The sequence below is a fragment of the Paramicrobacterium humi genome, assembly GCF_900105715.1.
Taxonomy (GTDB): domain Bacteria; phylum Actinomycetota; class Actinomycetes; order Actinomycetales; family Microbacteriaceae; genus Paramicrobacterium; species Paramicrobacterium humi.
Map to the genome: position 1 here is coordinate 145,757 of NZ_FNRY01000002.1, position 14,661 is coordinate 160,417.

The window sequence follows — 14,661 nt, forward strand, 5'->3', positions numbered from 1 at the left end:
ATGCCGGAGCATGACCGACGGGTACGCTTGAGGAATGAGCCCCGACCGCGACGACGACGCCCTCAGCTGGGCGGGCGACGACGATCCGACGCTTCAACCGGGTCCGGGCGAGCAGAAGCAGCTGAGGCCCGGGTGGAAGCTCGTCGGTCGCCCCTCGCGGGTCCCCGCGCCACGCGACACCGACGAGGAGCCCTCGCAGATGGGGTCGGCCATGCTCATCGCCCTCGGCATCCTCGCGGGCGTATACCTGCTGTACACGATAGGCTGGTCGATAAACATCGCCCGCGACACCTATCCGGCCCCCGCGCCGATCGATCAGGTCATGTACACGGTCGGCCTGTGGCTCGCCGTCGCTGCGGCGCCGCTGTGGTTCGCCACGACGCTCCTGTTCACGCGCCGGCTCGTTCGCGCGCGCATCGTGTGGCTCATCATCGGAGCCATCGTGCTGGTCCCGTGGCCGTTCGTGATCGGAGGACTGTGATGACGGATGCCGCCGCGCCGCGCCCCGCCGAGCCGAAGCAGCCGGGACGCTACGCCAGCTGGCCGGCCCTCGCCATCGGGATCGCCTTCGGCCTCTTCTACGCCTACGACCTCTGGGAGGCCGTCGGCAACGTGCTGAGCCTCGCCGGCGTGGCCAGCCGGTTCGGCATCGCACTGAGCGCTCTCGCCTGGATCATCCTCGTGCTGAGCATTCTGCTTCCGATCCTGCTCTTCGTCGTCGCGCTGCGGCTCGGCCGCTCGCGCAACTATCTCGTTCAGGCGCTGTTCTATCTCGTCGGGCTCACGGTGTCGGCGGCGACGTACTTGAGCCTCGTCGCGCTCATCGCGCTCGCGTGACGAAACACGAATATCGCGTCCACTAAACTATGACGCATCCTCGTCCCATCGTTGCGGCGACGATCCTCCCATCCGCCGAGCCCGTAAGGATCCATCTGTGTCAAAACCGGTCGTGCTGATCGCTGAAGAACTCTCGCCCGCAACGGTCGAGGCCCTCGGGCCCGATTTCGAGATCCGAAACGTCGACGGCACCGACCGTCCCGCTCTGTTCTCGGCGCTCGCCGACGCGAACGCCGTCCTGGTTCGCTCCGCGACGAAGATGGACGCCGAGGCCATCGCCGCGGCGCCGAATCTCAAAGTCATCGCGCGCGCCGGCGTGGGCCTCGACAACGTCGACATCAAGGCTGCGACGACCGCGGGCGTCATGGTCGTGAACGCGCCGACCTCGAACATCATCTCGGCGGCGGAGCTCACCGTCGGCCACATCCTGAGCCTTGCCCGCAACATTCCCGCCGCCAACCAGTCGCTCTCGGACGGCAAATGGATGCGCTCCGCGTACACGGGGGTCGAGCTCTACGAGAAGACCGTCGGCATCATCGGCCTCGGCCGCATCGGCGCGCTCATCACGGCACGCCTGCAGGCGTTCGGCGTCAACGTCATCGCCTACGACCCGTATGTGACGAGCGCTCGCGCGCAACAGCTCGGCGTTCAGCTCGTGACGCTCGACGAGCTGCTCGAGACGGCGGACTTCATCACGATCCACATGCCGAAGACGCCCGAGACCACGGGCATGATCGGCACCCCGCAGCTGAAGAGGATGAAGCCGACCGCGTACATCGTCAACGTCGCTCGCGGCGGGCTCATCGACGAAGAGGCGCTGCACGAGGCGCTCTCGAACAACGTCATCGCGGGCGCCGGCATCGACGTGTTCGTCAGCGAACCGCCGAAGGAGTCGCCGCTTCTCGGGCTTCCCAACATCATCGTCACCCCGCACCTGGGAGCGTCCACGGGCGAAGCGCAGGAGAAGGCGGGCGTCTCCGTCGCCAAGTCCGTGCGACTCGCGCTCGGGGGCGAGCTCGTGCCCGACGCGGTCAACGTCGCGGGCGGCGTGATCGACCCGTACGTTCGCCCCGGCATCCCGCTCGTCGAGAAGCTCGGCCAGGTGTTCTCGGGTCTCACGCACTCGCCGCTCACGAGCGTCGACGTCGAGGTGCACGGCGAGCTCAACGACTACGACGTGAGCGTGTACAAGCTCGCCGCCCTCAAGGGAATCTTCACGAACATCGTGAGCGAGTCCGTCTCGTACGTGAACGCTCCGCTCCTCGCGGAGCAGCGCGGCATCGAGGTTCGCCAGATTACGGATGCCGTGAGCGAGGAGTACCGCAACATCATCACGATCCGCGGCGCGCTGAGCGACGGCTCGCAGATCTCCGTCTCGGGAACCCTCACGGGCACGAAGCAGATCGAGAAGCTCGTCGGCATCAACGGCTACGACCTCGAGATGCCGCTCGACAAGCACCACGTCGTGCTGCTCTACACCGACCGGCCCGGAATCGTCGCCGTGTACGGCGAGAAGTTCGGCAGCGCCGGCGTCAACATCGCGAACATGCAGATCGCCCGTCACGAGGCCGGCGGGGAGGCGCTCAGCGTGCTCACCGTCGACTCGCCCGTGCCCGACGGCGTTCTCGACGAGATCCGCGACGCCACGCAGGCCACGCTCGTGCGGGAGATCGACATCACCGAGTAGTCACAGGGCTGCGTGCGGCGAAGGCGGCGGACCCACCCGGGTTCGTCGCCTTCGCCGCAGGCCGCGCCCCCGCACGCGACGGTCAACCGCCGGCGCTCGCGGCGGTAGGCTGGAGCGGTCACCGTCGTCGTCACCAAGGGGAGATTCATGCCTCGCACCGTCACACTCGCGCTCATCCCCGGCGATGGGATCGGACCCGAAGTCGTCGCCGAGGCCGAGAAGGTGCTCGATCGCGCGGTAGCGGGAAGCGATGTCGTGTTCGAGAAGACCCGCTTCCAGCTGGGCGCGGGCCGCTTCCTCGAGACCGGCGACGTGCTGACCGACGACGACCTCGAGGCGATCTCACGCCACGACGCGATTCTGCTCGGCGCCGTCGGCGGCAAGCCCGGCGATCCCCGGTTGAAGGACGCGAACATCGAGCGCGGCCTCCTGCTCAAGCTGCGCTTCAGCCTCGACCACTACGTCAACCTGCGCCCGACGCGCGTGTACCCGGGAGTTCCGAGCCCGCTGCGCGACGCGGGCGAGGTCGACTTTCTCGTCGTGCGGGAAGGCACGGAAGGTCCCTACGTCGGCAACGGCGGCAGCATTCGCCAGGGCACGCCCCACGAGATCGCGAACGAGGTCTCCGTCAACACGGCGTACGGCGTCGAACGCGTCGTGCGCTTCGCGTTCGAGAAGGCGGCGTCGCGCCGCAAGAAGCTGACGCTCGTGCACAAGACGAACGTGCTCGTGTTCGCCGGTTCTCTGTGGAAGAGAACGGTGGATGCCGTCGCCGCGGACTACCCGGACGTCGCCGTCGACTACCTGCACGTCGACGCCGCGACGATCTTCCTCGTCACAGAACCTGCTAAATTTGACGTCATCGTCACCGACAACCTCTTCGGCGACATCCTCACCGACTTAGCCGGCGCAATAAGCGGCGGCATCGGCCTCGCAGCATCCGGAAACATCAACCCGGACGGCACGTTCCCGAGCATGTTCGAGCCGGTACACGGCTCCGCACCCGACATCGCCGGCCAGCAGAAGGCGGATCCGACCGCCGCGATCCTCTCTGTTGCGCTGCTGCTCGATCACCTCGGCCTCGCCGAGGCCGCGACCGCGGTCACCGCCGCCGTCGAAGCCGACATCGCCGAGCGTGACGGAACGCCACGCACAACCGCGGAGATCGGCGACCAGATCGCCGCACGCCTCAACGGAGAGGCATCCGCACCCGCATCGAACACCAAGGAACACTGATGACCCTCTCCGCCGAAGCCTCGCCACTCACGTTCAACCACGAGCTGAACCCGAACCCCGCCAGCGACCTCGAACGCGAGTCGGTGCTCGCGAACCCGGGCTTCGGGCTGCACTTCACCGACCACATGGTCGCGATCGACTGGGACCTCGGCGTCGGCTGGCACGACGCGCGACTGCAGCCCTACGGGCCGCTCCAGGTGGACCCGGCGTCCGCTGTTCTGCACTACGGGCAGGAGATCTTCGAGGGGCTCAAGGCGTACCGGCACGACGACGGCTCGATCTGGACCTTCCGGCCGGAGAAGAACGCCGAGCGGCTGCAGCGCTCCGCCCGCCGGCTCGCGCTGCCCGAGCTGCCCGTCGACGCGTTCCTCGAGTCGCTCAAGCAGATCGTGCGGGCCGACAAGGCATGGGTTCCCACGGATGCCGACGGCAGCCTCTACCTTCGCCCGTTCATGATCGCGAACGAGACCTTCCTCGGTGTGCGCGCGGCTCACCGCGTCGCGTACTACGTCATCGCGTCGCCCGCCGGACCGTACTTCTCGGGCGGCGTCAAGCCCGTCTCGATCTGGCTCTCGACCGAGTACTCCCGCGCGGGCCGCGGCGGAACCGGAGCGGCCAAGTGCGGCGGCAACTACGCCGCGTCGCTGCTCCCGCAAGAGGAGGCCGCCGCCAACGGCTGCTCGCAAGTGCTGTTCCTCGACGCGGAGACCGGAACGCACGTCGACGAGCTGGGCGGCATGAACGTGTTCTTCGTTATGGGGGACCGCCTCGTCACTCCCGCGACCTCCGGCAGCATCCTCGAAGGCGTCACGCGCGACAGCATCCTCCAGCTCGCCCGCGACCGCGGCATGACGGTGGAAGAGCGCGACTTCACGCTTGAGGAATGGCGTGACGGCGTCGAGTCCGGCACGATCTCCGAGACGTTCGCGTGCGGAACGGCCGCGGTCATCACGCCGATCGCGCAAGTGAAGGGGCACGATGTGCTGTTCGGCGACGCCGACGCACCGGCCGGCGAAGTCACCCTGTCGCTGCGCCAGGAGCTCACCGACATTCAGCACGGTCGCGCGGAAGACCGCCACGGCTGGCTCTACCGCCTCGACGCCTGACAGTAAGGATCCGCAGACGTGAAGATCGCACGGTTCAGCCACAGCGGCGCCATCAACTTTGGGCTCCTCGACGACGACGCTCTCGTCGTGCTCGACGGGGACCCGATGTACGCGGGCTTCGACACGACGGGGGAGCGGGTGCCGCTCGCGGAGGCGACGCTGCTCGCCCCCGTCATCCCTCGATCGAAGATCGTGGCGATCGGCAAGAACTATCACGACCACGCCGCCGAGATGGGCGGAACGGCACCGGAGGAGCCGCTGCTGTTCCTCAAGCCCAACACCGCCGTCGTCGGCCCCCACGATCGCATCGTCCTCCCGCCGCAGTCCCGTCAGGTCGAGCACGAGGGTGAGCTCGCCGTCGTGATCGGCAGTGTCGCGAAGAACGTGCGAGCATCGGATGCCGCGAGCGTGATCTACGGCTACACGATCGCGAACGACGTCACCGCGCGCGACCTGCAGCGTGCCGACGGCCAGTGGTCCCGCGCGAAGGGGTTCGACACGTTCTGCCCGCTCGGTCCCGTCATCGAGACGGAGTTCACGCAGGACCAGGCCGTCATCGAGACGCGCGTGAACGGCGACGTGCGACAGCACGCGCCGCTGACCGACATGATCCACTCGGTGGGCTCGATCATCGAGTACGCGTCCGCGGTGTTCACGCTGCTCCCGGGCGACGTCATCCTCACGGGCACGCCGGCGGGCGTCGGCGCGCTCGTGGCGGGAGACACCGTCGAAGTCGAGGTCACGGGAATCGGAACCCTCGCCAACCGCGTCGGCTGACACCGGCCGCGCTCGCCTCCCGGGCGCGGCCCCTGCCGGTGCCGTCGGAATTCCCAGCAACCCGGGAGCCCGATCCCGGCCGCCGGCGAGCCAGGCGGGGATAAACTGTACGCCGAACGTTTCCTCCGTCGCACCGGGTCAACCAGGCCGATGTCGAGGAGAGTCCCGGTCGACGCCGACGGGCGAGAACAGACCAGGACGAGATAGTACACATGCATGAACCGTTACGCGGGGCGGTGGGAACCGCCCATGCGAAGACGATCCTGCTCGGAGAGCACGCGGTCGTCTACGGGCGACCGGCGATCGCCTTCCCTGTCGCCTCGCTCACCCTCGAGGCGCGCGCCGAGAGCATCGGCTCGGGACTAGCGCTGCACACCCCGTTCCACGCCGGGGCGATCACGGCCGAGGACGACGCCGCCGCGACCCGCGAAGAACACATCGCCGCCGTCGCCGTGCGCCGCACGCTCGAGCGGATCGGCCGTCCCCTCGATGGTGTCGGCGTCTCGGTGACCGGGCTCATCCCCGCCGCCAGGGGACTCGGCTCGAGCGCAGCGGTCGCGAGCGCGATCGCTGTCGCCGTGGCAGGACTTCACGGCATCGCGCTCACGCCCGCTGACCGCTTTGAGATCGTTCAGTCGGTGGAACGCGTCGCCCACGGCACCCCGAGCGGGCTCGATGCCTACGCCACGACCGCTGCCGGCCCCATCTGGTTCGAGCAAGGCCGAGCGCGAACGCTCGCCGTCGCCGAATCGCCCGCGCTCCTCGTCGCCGACACGGGCGTGCTCGGCCGCACGGGAGTCGCCGTCGCCGAGGTTCGTGCACGTCACGAGCGCAATCCGCACGCGATAGAGGCCGCGATGGAAGGCATCGCTGATCTCGTCGTGGGAGCACGCGAAGACCTCGCTTCGGCGGCATTCGCAGACCTCGGTGAGCGCATGAACGCGTGTCACGGCGTCCTGTCGAGCATCGGCGTGAGCAGTACCGAACTCGACGCCCTCGTGCAAGCGGCTCGCCGCGCCGGCGCACTCGGTGCCAAACTTACAGGAGGCGGGCAAGGCGGTTGCATCATCGCGCTCGCGCCGTCGGCCAGCGAGCTCCCGGCGCTCGCTGCAGCGCTCACCGCCTCGGGCGCGACCGGCGTCTGGTTCGTGACCGATGGAGAGGAGAACGCATGACGAGCACCGCCATCGCCCACCCCAACATCGCTCTCGTGAAGTACTGGGGCAAGCGTGATGAGGAACTCATCCTTCCCGCAACCGGCAGCCTCTCGCTCACGCTCGACGTGTTCCCCACGACGACAACAATCGAGCTCACCGGCGAGAAGGACGACGTGGTGATCCTCGACGGGGCGCACTTGAGCGGTTCCGAGTCGGCGCGCGTCATCACCGTTCTCGACCTCGTTCGCGAACTGAGCGGCCGCGACGAGCGCGCCCGCGTCACCTCGACGAACACCGTGCCGACCGCGGCAGGGCTCGCGTCCTCAGCCGCCGCGTTCGCCGCTCTCGCCGTCGCGGCGGCCCACTCGTACGAGCTCGACGCCGATGCTCGAACGCTGTCCCGGCTCGCGCGGCGCGGCTCCGGATCGGCCTCGCGCTCCGTCTTCGGCGGGCTTGCCCGGTGGAACGCGGGCGTCGACGACGAGACCTCGTTCGCGGAGCCGCTCGAGTGGCGCGGCCCCGAGCTGGCGATGGTCATCGCCGTCGTGAGCTCCGCGCGGAAGTCCGTCTCGAGTCGGAACGCCATGCGCCGCACGGTGGAGACCTCGCCGTACTTCCCCGCGTGGGTCGAATCGAACGCGGTTCTGCTCGACCGGATGTCGGAGGCCGTCACGACAGGAGACTTCACGGCGATGGGGGAGCTCACCGAGCAGAGCGCCTTGCGCATGCACGCGAGCATGTTCGGCGCCGTTCCGCCGGTCCGTTATCTGACCGCGTCGAGCGTCGCCCTCTTCGACGCCGTGGCCGCTCTGAGAGATTCCGGCGTCGAAGCGTATGCGACTGCAGACGCCGGTCCCAACGTCAAGACCCTGTGCCGGGCGAGCGACGCGGATTCCGTCGTCGCCCGGTTGAGCGACGCCATGCCGAGCGTGGAATACGTCGTGGCGCACTCTGGACGCGGCGCCCGCATCGCCGCAGAGGAGGTTGCATGATCACGGTCCGCGCTCCGGGGAAGCTCTTCATCGCCGGCGAATACGCCGTCGTCGAACCGGGCAACCCCTCGGTGCTCATCGCCGTCGACCGCTACGTGCGCGTCGATCTCACGCCGAGCGTCGGCAAGGGCAGCATCCACTCGGAACAGTACGGGCGCCAGCCCGTCGTCTGGTACCGCGACTCGAACGGAATCGTCGTCGACCACGACATGCAGCCGGTCGACTACATCCTGTCGTCGATCGCGACGGTCGAACAGCTCGTGAGCGAACTCGGCGTCACCCCCCGGTTCTACGACCTGACCGTCTCGAGCGAGCTTGACGACGTCAGCGGACGCAAATTCGGGCTCGGATCGAGCGCCGCCGTCACCGTCGCGACCATCGGCGCGCTCAACGAGTTCTACGACCTCGAGCTCACGCGGCTCGAGCGGTACAAGCTCGCCATGCTCGCCACGATCGCCGTATCGCCGCGCGCGTCCGGCGGCGATCTCGCCGCGAGCACCTTCGGCGGCTGGATCGCGTATTCGGCACCAGACCGTGGGCATGCGATGACGCTGCGCGACGAGCGGGGCGTGATCGGTGCGCTCCGAAGCGACTGGGACGGCCTCTCGGTGCGTCGTCTCGCACCACCCAGCGCGCTCCGGCTCATGGTCGGCTGGACCGGTTCGCCCGCGTCCACATCGCGACTCGTCGACAACCTGCAGGGCCGGCGATGGACGGACGAGGTGCACTACGCGGACTTCCTCGCCCGAAGCAGGCATCACGTCGAGGCGCTCATCACGGCCCTCGACGAGGACGACGCCGAAGGCGTCAAGACCGCGATCAGAGGTGCGCGCCGCACGCTCGGCGCGTTGGACTCCGCGGCGAAGCTCGGCATCGAGACGCCCGCGCTCGCTCGGCTGAGTGACACCGCCGAGGCCATCGGCGCAGCAGCGAAATCCTCGGGTGCGGGCGGCGGCGACTGCGGTGTCGTCTTCGTTGACGTTGACGCCGACGTTTCCGCTCTTCTGAGAGAGTGGGAGCTCAGCGACATCCGACACCTCGCACTCTCTGTGCACCCGGCGGAAGGCGGACTCGATGAGCGGTGACCGCAAAGACGACCACGTCCGACTCGCGACGGAGCAGAACCGGGACCGGCACCGGCGGAACGACTTCGACGACGTGCGCTTCGTGCATCACGCGCTCGGCGCGGCCGACATCGAGGCCGTGTCGCTGCGCACTCGCGTGGGAGCAATGGACTGGCCGGTTCCGCTCTACATCAACGGCATGACGGGAGGGAGCGACGCGACCGCGATCGTGAATCGCGATCTCGCCGTGGTCGCGCGCGAGACGGGCATCCCCATCGCCTCTGGATCGATGAGCCCCGTGTTCAAGGACCGCGACACGACGGGCGGATTCCGCGTGCTGCGCGAGGAGAACCCGAGCGGCATCGTGCTCGCGAATCTGAGTGCGAACGCGACTCCCGAGCAAGCGCACGAGGCCGTGGGCATCCTCGGGGCCGACGCGCTGCAGATCCACGTGAACGCCGTGCAGGAACTCGTCATGCCCGAAGGCGATCGCTCCTTCACTCACTGGCCGGAGAACATCGCGAGCATCGCCGCGTCCCTCGATGTGCCCGTCGTCGTCAAGGAAGTCGGCTTCGGAATGAGCGGCGAAACGGTCGCCGAGCTCGCACGCCTCGGCGTCGGCGTGGTCGACGTCAGCGGCCGCGGCGGAACCGACTTCGCCGCGATCGAGAACGCCCGGCGCACGGGCGCGGACTTCGCCGTCCTCTCCGGCTGGGGGCAGTCCGCCGTGGGCGGACTGCTCGACTCGCGAGCAGCGGCAGAGGACGCGCGCGTCACGCTCCTGGCATCCGGGGGAGTGCGCACGCCGCTCGACGTCGTGAGGGCGCTGGCTCTCGGGGCGTCCGCCGTCGGCGTCGCCGGCGGATTCCTCCGCATCCTCCGCCAGGACGGTCGCGACGCGCTCATCGCCGAGATCCGTCGCTGGCTCGAGCAGATCACCGCCATCACGGCCCTCCTCGGCCAGACCAGCCCGGCCGGTCTGCGCAACACCGATGTGGTCATCACCGGCGAAGTGCGCGAGTTCTGTCAGGCACGAGGAATCGACATCACCGCGTACGCCACGCGACGCGGGACGGGGAAGGACACGCTCTCATGACCGACGACACCCTGTACGCCGCAGTTCCGCTGCGCTGGCTCGGCCCGATCCGCATCGGCGGAAACGTCATGACCGGCGAGCAGGAGGTTCCTCTCGCGACATACGAGACGACCCTGTGGCCGTCGGTGCGCCGGGGAGCGCACGTGTCGACGCTCGTCGATGACGGAATCACCGCGACCCTCGTCGACGACCGCATGGCTCGCTCCGTGCTCTTCGAAGCCGAGGATGCGGCGGCCGCTCTCGCCGCCGCCCGCCGCATCGAAGCGGACATCGCCGGTCTGCAGGCGGTCGTGGCCGAGACTAGCCGATTCGCGCACCTCCTCGAGGTCAACCACCAGATCGTCGGAAACCTGCTGTTTCTCCGCTTCGAATTCTCGACGGGCGATGCATCGGGCCACAACATGGTCACGCTCGCGTCCGACAAGCTCATGGCGCACATCCTCGGCGCGGACCGGAGCCTGAGCTACGGCTCGATCTCTGGCAACTACTGCACTGACAAGAAGGCCTCTGCCGTCAACGGCATCCTGGGGCGCGGTAAGAACGTCGTCACCGAGATCCTGATCCCCGAAGAGATCCTCCGCCGCCGGCTGCGCACGAGCGCGCAGAAGATGGCCGACCTCAACGTGCGGAAGAACCTCATCGGCGGTGCCGTCGCCGGAAGCCTCCGCTCGGCGAACGCGCACTACGCCAACATGCTGCTCGGCTTCTACCTCGCGACGGGGCAGGATGCCGCCAACATCGTGGAGGGCTCGCAAGGGTTCACGCACGGGGAAGCGCGCGGCGACGACCTGTACTTCTCCTGCACGCTGCCCAACCTCATCGTCGGTACGGTGGGAAACGGGAAGGGACTGGACTTCGTCTCCGAGAACCTCGCCCGCCTCGGCTGCGCCGAGGACCGTGAGCCGGGCGAGAACGCGAGAAGGCTCGCCGCGCTGTGCGCCGCGACGGTGCTGTGCGGCGAACTGTCGCTCATGGCCGCCCAGACCAATCCCGGTGAGCTCATGGCAGCGCACCTTCAGTTTGAAAGGAAGTCACGATGACCATCGGCATCCACGACATCTCCGCTGCGACCGGCGGCCTCGTCTTCGCGCTCGCGGATCTCGCCGATCACGAGGGCATCGATGTGGGGAAATACCACCGGGGCATCGGCCAGACCGAGATGAGCGTGCTGACCGATGACGAGGACATCGTGACCATGGCGGCGCGAGCCGCCACGCCGATCCTCGAGAGACACGGCGTCGACGGCATCCGCACGGTCGTCTTCGCCACGGAGTCGGGAATCGACCAGTCGAAGGCGGCGGGAGTGTTCCTGCACGGTGTTCTCGGGCTGCCGCACGAAGTGCGCGTCGTCGAGCTCAAGGAAGCCTGCTATTCGGCGACGGCCGCCATCCAGTTCGCCCTCGGCATCGTGGCACGTCGGCCCGAAGAGCGCGTGCTCGTGATCGCGAGCGACAACGCCCGATACGAGCTCGACTCGAGCGGTGAGGCGACCCAGGGCGCCGCCGCTGTCGCGATGCTGATCTCCGCTTCGCCCGCCGTGCTCGAGATCGAACCCGTCTCGGGACTGTGGACAGATGACGTCATGGACTTCTGGCGGCCGAACGACCGCAGCACGGCGCTTGTCGACGGCCGCTACTCGGTCGCGGTGTACCTCGACTCCCTCGAGGGCGCCTGGAAGGACTACCAGTCGCAAGGCGGCGCCGCCTACGAGAGCTTCGCCCGAGTCTGCTACCACCAGCCGTTCACGCGCATGGCCGTCAAGGCGCAGCAGCGGCTCGCGCGCATCGCCGGCGACGCTGACGCCGCGGGAGCCGACACCGAGCACCTTGCGGGAACCACCATCTACAACACGCGCATCGGCAACAGCTACACGGCGTCGATCTACCTCGCCTTCCTGTCGCTCCTCGACAACGGACCCGACCTTTCGGGGGAGCGCATCGGCTTCTTCAGCTACGGCTCCGGCGCCGTCTCGGAGTTCTTCGCCGGCGTGCTCGTTCCGGGCTACAAGCAGCAGCTGCGGCCGGAGTCGATGGAGCGGATGCTGGAGGCGCGACGCCCCATCGACTACACCGAGTACCGCCGTCGTCACGTCGAGTTCGACCGCCCCGGTGATTTCGAGACCGTGGACGAGACGCTCGGCGCCGTTCGCTTCGCGGGCACGACCGATCTGAAGCGGCAGTACGAGCGACGCTGACCCGAGGGGATCGACAGCGCTCGACTAAGATTGAGTCGATGTCAACCGCAGATCGCTACCCCTTCTCATCCGCCACCGGCTCGGACATTCGCGTCCGCTTCTGCCCGTCGCCCACGGGCACGCCGCACGTCGGACTCATCCGCACGGCGCTGTTCAACTGGGCATACGCCCGGCACACGGGCGGCAAGCTCGTCTTCCGCATCGAAGACACCGATGCGGCCCGCGACAGCGAGGAGAGCTTCGAGCAGATTCTCGACGCGCTCAGCTGGCTCAAGATCGACTGGGACGAGGGCGTCGGCGTCGGCGGCCCGCATGAGCCGTACCGGCAGTCCCAGCGCAGCGACATCTACAGCGACGTGATCGCGAAGCTCCTCGCCTCGGGGCACCTCTACGAGAGCTACTCGACCCCGAGGAGATCGAAGCCCGCAACGTCGCCGCCGGCCGTCCGGCCCAGCAGGGCTACGACAACTATGACCGCGAACTGACCGACGCCCAGCGCGCCGGCTTCCGCGACGAAGGTCGATCACCCGCCCTGCGCCTCCGGGTTCCCGACAGTGACCTCTCCTTCACCGACCTCGTGCGGGGTGAGATCACCTTCCCCGAGGGCTCCTTCACCGACTTCGTCGTGGTCCGGCCCAACGGCAAGCCGCTCTACACCTTCGTCAACCCGGTCGACGACGCGCTCATGGGCGTCACCCACGTGCTGCGCGGCGAGGACCTGCTGCCGTCCACGCCGCGGCAGATCGCCCTCTACCGCGCGCTCATCGACATCGGACTCACGACGTTCGTGCCGAACTTCGGCCACTTGCCGACCGTGCTCGGCGACGGCAACAAGAAGCTCTCCAAGCGCAACCCCGAGTCGAACCTGTTCCACCACCGAGACCGCGGCTTCATCCCCGAGGGCCTCGACAACTACCTTGCGCTTCTCGGCTGGGGGTACTCCGCCGACCGCGACGTCTTCACGCTCGACGAGATGGTCGAGCGCTTCGACATCGTCGACGTCAACCCCAACCCGGCGCGCTTCGACCTGAAGAAGGCCGAGTCGATAAACGGCGACCACATCCGCATGCTGGATGTCGATGACTTCGCCGCACGCTGTGTGCCGTACCTCGTCGAGGCCGGCGTGTTCACCGAGCCCATGACGGCGGAGCAGAAGGCGATCCTCGCGAAAGCCGCACCGCTCGTGCAGACGCGTGTCGCCCTGCTCGGAGAGGCTCCCGGCATGCTCGGATTCCTCTTCACGGATGCCGCGAGCATCGAGTACCAGCCCGACGCCATGAAGAGCCTCCCGAAGAACGCCGACGAGGTGCTCGGCGCGGCCCTTGAGACGCTCACCGGCCTCGAGGACTGGACGACGGACGCCCTGCAGGAGACCCTTGCCGTCGCCCTCGTCGAGAACCTCGGTCTGAAGCCGCGCATCGCCTACGGGCCGCTGCGCATCGCAGTGTCCGGACGGCGCGTGTCGCCGCCGCTGTTCGAGTCGATGGAGATCCTCGGCAAGGACGAGACGCTCAAGCGCCTCGAGCGATTGGCACATCAGCCGGTGAACTGATGACCCAGCACTACGACGTCGTCGTCATCGGGGGAGGGCCCGCCGGACTCTCGGCGGCGCTCAACCTCGTACGGGCGCGCATGCGCGTCCTCGTGCTCGACGCGAATCGGCCGCGGCACGCGGCGACGCTCTTCGCCCACGGCTTCCTCACTCGCGACAACATCTCGCCGCTCGAGCTGCGGCGGCTCGGCCGCGAGGACGTCGCGGGTTACGAGAACGGCGAAGTGCAGTTCGCCCACGTCGACACGGTGACGCGCCTCGACTCCGGGTTTCGGGTGATCGCGACAGGAGTGCGCGGAGCCCCGGATCGCGACGTGCATGCGGCTCGCATCGTTGTGGCGACAGGGCTGGCCGAGATTCTGCCCGACATCGGCAACGGGCGCGCGTTCTACGGCACGAGCCTGCACAGCTGCTACGAGTGCGACGGGTGGGAGAAGCAGGACCGCCCCCTCGTCGTCATCGGTGAGGGCGACGACCTCGCCTGGCGGGCCTGGTGGACGCTGCAGTGGACGAACGATCTCATCGTGCTCACCAACGGCGCGAACGTCGTCACCGCGCAGGAAGAGGCGGAACTCGCCGCCGTGGGAGTCGATGTCATCCGGACGCCCATCGACGAGATTCGCGGCGACCACGGCGTGATGACGGGGGTGGCACTCACCGACGGCCACGTGATCCCGCGAACGACCGGCTTCCTGCTGCCGCGTCAGCAGGCGCGCCTCGAGTTCCTCGACGATCTTGAGATCGGGCGGGACTCAGCCGGACTGCTCGTCGTCGATAACCGCGGGCGCACCTCCCTGCCTGGCGTCTACGCCGCCGGCGACATCACGCCGCCCGGACCCCAGCAGATCGCGATCGCGGCAGGCGCCGGTGCGCTCGTGTCGGCGACCATCGTTGGCGACGAGATCCGCGAGCGACGCGCGAGCGTGTTGTAACGGACACGCCCAGATTCCGCCGGTTTGGCTC

13 protein-coding genes and 1 pseudogene are annotated in these 14,661 nt (G+C 68.2%); all 14 read left to right on the forward strand.

The window, feature by feature from the left end; genetic code table 11:
* Window positions 1-34 precede the first annotated feature (34 nt).
* The 14 genes and pseudogenes from BLV49_RS15860 (at window position 35) to BLV49_RS15925 (ending at window position 14,630) form a co-directional block, all read left to right on the forward strand.
* Window positions 35-481, forward strand: a complete 447-nt coding sequence (locus BLV49_RS15860; RefSeq protein ID WP_091187713.1) for a hypothetical protein — start codon at window positions 35-37, stop codon at window positions 479-481.
* Window positions 481-837, forward strand: coding sequence for a hypothetical protein (locus BLV49_RS15865; RefSeq protein WP_091187716.1), 357 nt, complete (start codon window positions 481-483; stop codon window positions 835-837). The genes BLV49_RS15860 and BLV49_RS15865 overlap by 1 nt, the downstream gene beginning before the upstream one ends.
* Before the next feature lie 97 nt (window positions 838-934).
* Window positions 935-2,524, forward strand: a complete 1,590-nt coding sequence (gene serA / locus BLV49_RS15870) for a phosphoglycerate dehydrogenase (RefSeq protein ID WP_091187718.1) — start codon at window positions 935-937, stop codon at window positions 2,522-2,524.
* Window positions 2,525-2,671: 147 nt separating this feature from the next.
* Complete coding sequence (locus BLV49_RS15875; protein ID WP_091187720.1) at window positions 2,672-3,760, forward strand: 3-isopropylmalate dehydrogenase; 1,089 nt, start codon at window positions 2,672-2,674, stop codon at window positions 3,758-3,760.
* Window positions 3,760-4,866: a branched-chain amino acid aminotransferase gene (locus BLV49_RS15880; RefSeq protein ID WP_091187722.1), complete on the forward strand. Its 1,107-nt coding sequence runs from the start codon at window positions 3,760-3,762 to the stop codon at window positions 4,864-4,866. The genes BLV49_RS15875 and BLV49_RS15880 overlap by 1 nt, the downstream gene beginning before the upstream one ends.
* An 18-nt stretch (window positions 4,867-4,884) precedes the next feature.
* Window positions 4,885-5,643, forward strand: coding sequence for a fumarylacetoacetate hydrolase family protein (locus tag BLV49_RS15885; RefSeq protein WP_091187724.1), 759 nt, complete (start codon window positions 4,885-4,887; stop codon window positions 5,641-5,643).
* A gap of 236 nt (window positions 5,644-5,879) precedes the next feature.
* Window positions 5,880-6,818: a mevalonate kinase gene (mvk, locus tag BLV49_RS15890; RefSeq protein ID WP_176980907.1), complete on the forward strand. Its 939-nt coding sequence runs from the start codon at window positions 5,880-5,882 to the stop codon at window positions 6,816-6,818.
* Window positions 6,815-7,792 (forward strand): diphosphomevalonate decarboxylase, encoded by a 978-nt coding sequence (mvaD, locus tag BLV49_RS15895; protein WP_091187729.1) that lies wholly within the window; start codon window positions 6,815-6,817, stop codon window positions 7,790-7,792. The genes mvk and mvaD overlap by 4 nt, the downstream gene beginning before the upstream one ends.
* Window positions 7,789-8,877, forward strand: coding sequence for a phosphomevalonate kinase (locus tag BLV49_RS15900; protein WP_091187733.1), 1,089 nt, complete (start codon window positions 7,789-7,791; stop codon window positions 8,875-8,877). Before mvaD ends, BLV49_RS15900 begins: the two co-directional genes overlap by 4 nt.
* Window positions 8,867-9,952, forward strand: a complete 1,086-nt coding sequence (fni, locus tag BLV49_RS15905) for a type 2 isopentenyl-diphosphate Delta-isomerase (protein ID WP_091187737.1) — start codon at window positions 8,867-8,869, stop codon at window positions 9,950-9,952. Before BLV49_RS15900 ends, fni begins: the two co-directional genes overlap by 11 nt.
* Window positions 9,949-10,992, forward strand: a complete 1,044-nt coding sequence (locus BLV49_RS15910) for a hydroxymethylglutaryl-CoA reductase (protein WP_091187739.1) — start codon at window positions 9,949-9,951, stop codon at window positions 10,990-10,992. The genes fni and BLV49_RS15910 overlap by 4 nt, the downstream gene beginning before the upstream one ends.
* Entirely contained in the window at window positions 10,989-12,146 is a 1,158-nt protein-coding gene (locus BLV49_RS15915; RefSeq protein WP_091187742.1) for a hydroxymethylglutaryl-CoA synthase, read from the forward strand. Before BLV49_RS15910 ends, BLV49_RS15915 begins: the two co-directional genes overlap by 4 nt.
* Before the next feature lie 38 nt (window positions 12,147-12,184).
* Window positions 12,185-13,698 (forward strand): annotated as a pseudogene (gltX, locus tag BLV49_RS15920) (glutamate--tRNA ligase).
* The gene (locus BLV49_RS15925) at window positions 13,698-14,630 is read left to right on the forward strand and encodes an NAD(P)/FAD-dependent oxidoreductase (RefSeq protein WP_091187745.1); all 933 of its coding nucleotides are present in this window, start codon (window positions 13,698-13,700) and stop codon (window positions 14,628-14,630) included. Before gltX ends, BLV49_RS15925 begins: the two are co-directional and overlap by 1 nt.
* Window positions 14,631-14,661 lie beyond the last annotated feature (31 nt).

Coding starts and splice junctions, on each gene's coding strand:
- BLV49_RS15880 (WP_091187722.1), top strand. CDS start 3,760: ATGACCCTCTCCGCCGAAGCCTCGCCACTCACGTTCAACCACGAGCTG.
- BLV49_RS15910 (WP_091187739.1), top strand. CDS start 9,949: ATGACCGACGACACCCTGTACGCCGCAGTTCCGCTGCGCTGGCTCGGC.
- BLV49_RS15860 (WP_091187713.1), top strand. CDS start 35: ATGAGCCCCGACCGCGACGACGACGCCCTCAGCTGGGCGGGCGACGAC.
- BLV49_RS15900 (WP_091187733.1), top strand. CDS start 7,789: ATGATCACGGTCCGCGCTCCGGGGAAGCTCTTCATCGCCGGCGAATAC.
- BLV49_RS15925 (WP_091187745.1), top strand. CDS start 13,698: ATGACCCAGCACTACGACGTCGTCGTCATCGGGGGAGGGCCCGCCGGA.
- BLV49_RS15865 (WP_091187716.1), top strand. CDS start 481: ATGACGGATGCCGCCGCGCCGCGCCCCGCCGAGCCGAAGCAGCCGGGA.
- BLV49_RS15875 (WP_091187720.1), top strand. CDS start 2,672: ATGCCTCGCACCGTCACACTCGCGCTCATCCCCGGCGATGGGATCGGA.
- BLV49_RS15915 (WP_091187742.1), top strand. CDS start 10,989: ATGACCATCGGCATCCACGACATCTCCGCTGCGACCGGCGGCCTCGTC.
- fni (WP_091187737.1), top strand. CDS start 8,867: ATGAGCGGTGACCGCAAAGACGACCACGTCCGACTCGCGACGGAGCAG.
- mvaD (WP_091187729.1), top strand. CDS start 6,815: ATGACGAGCACCGCCATCGCCCACCCCAACATCGCTCTCGTGAAGTAC.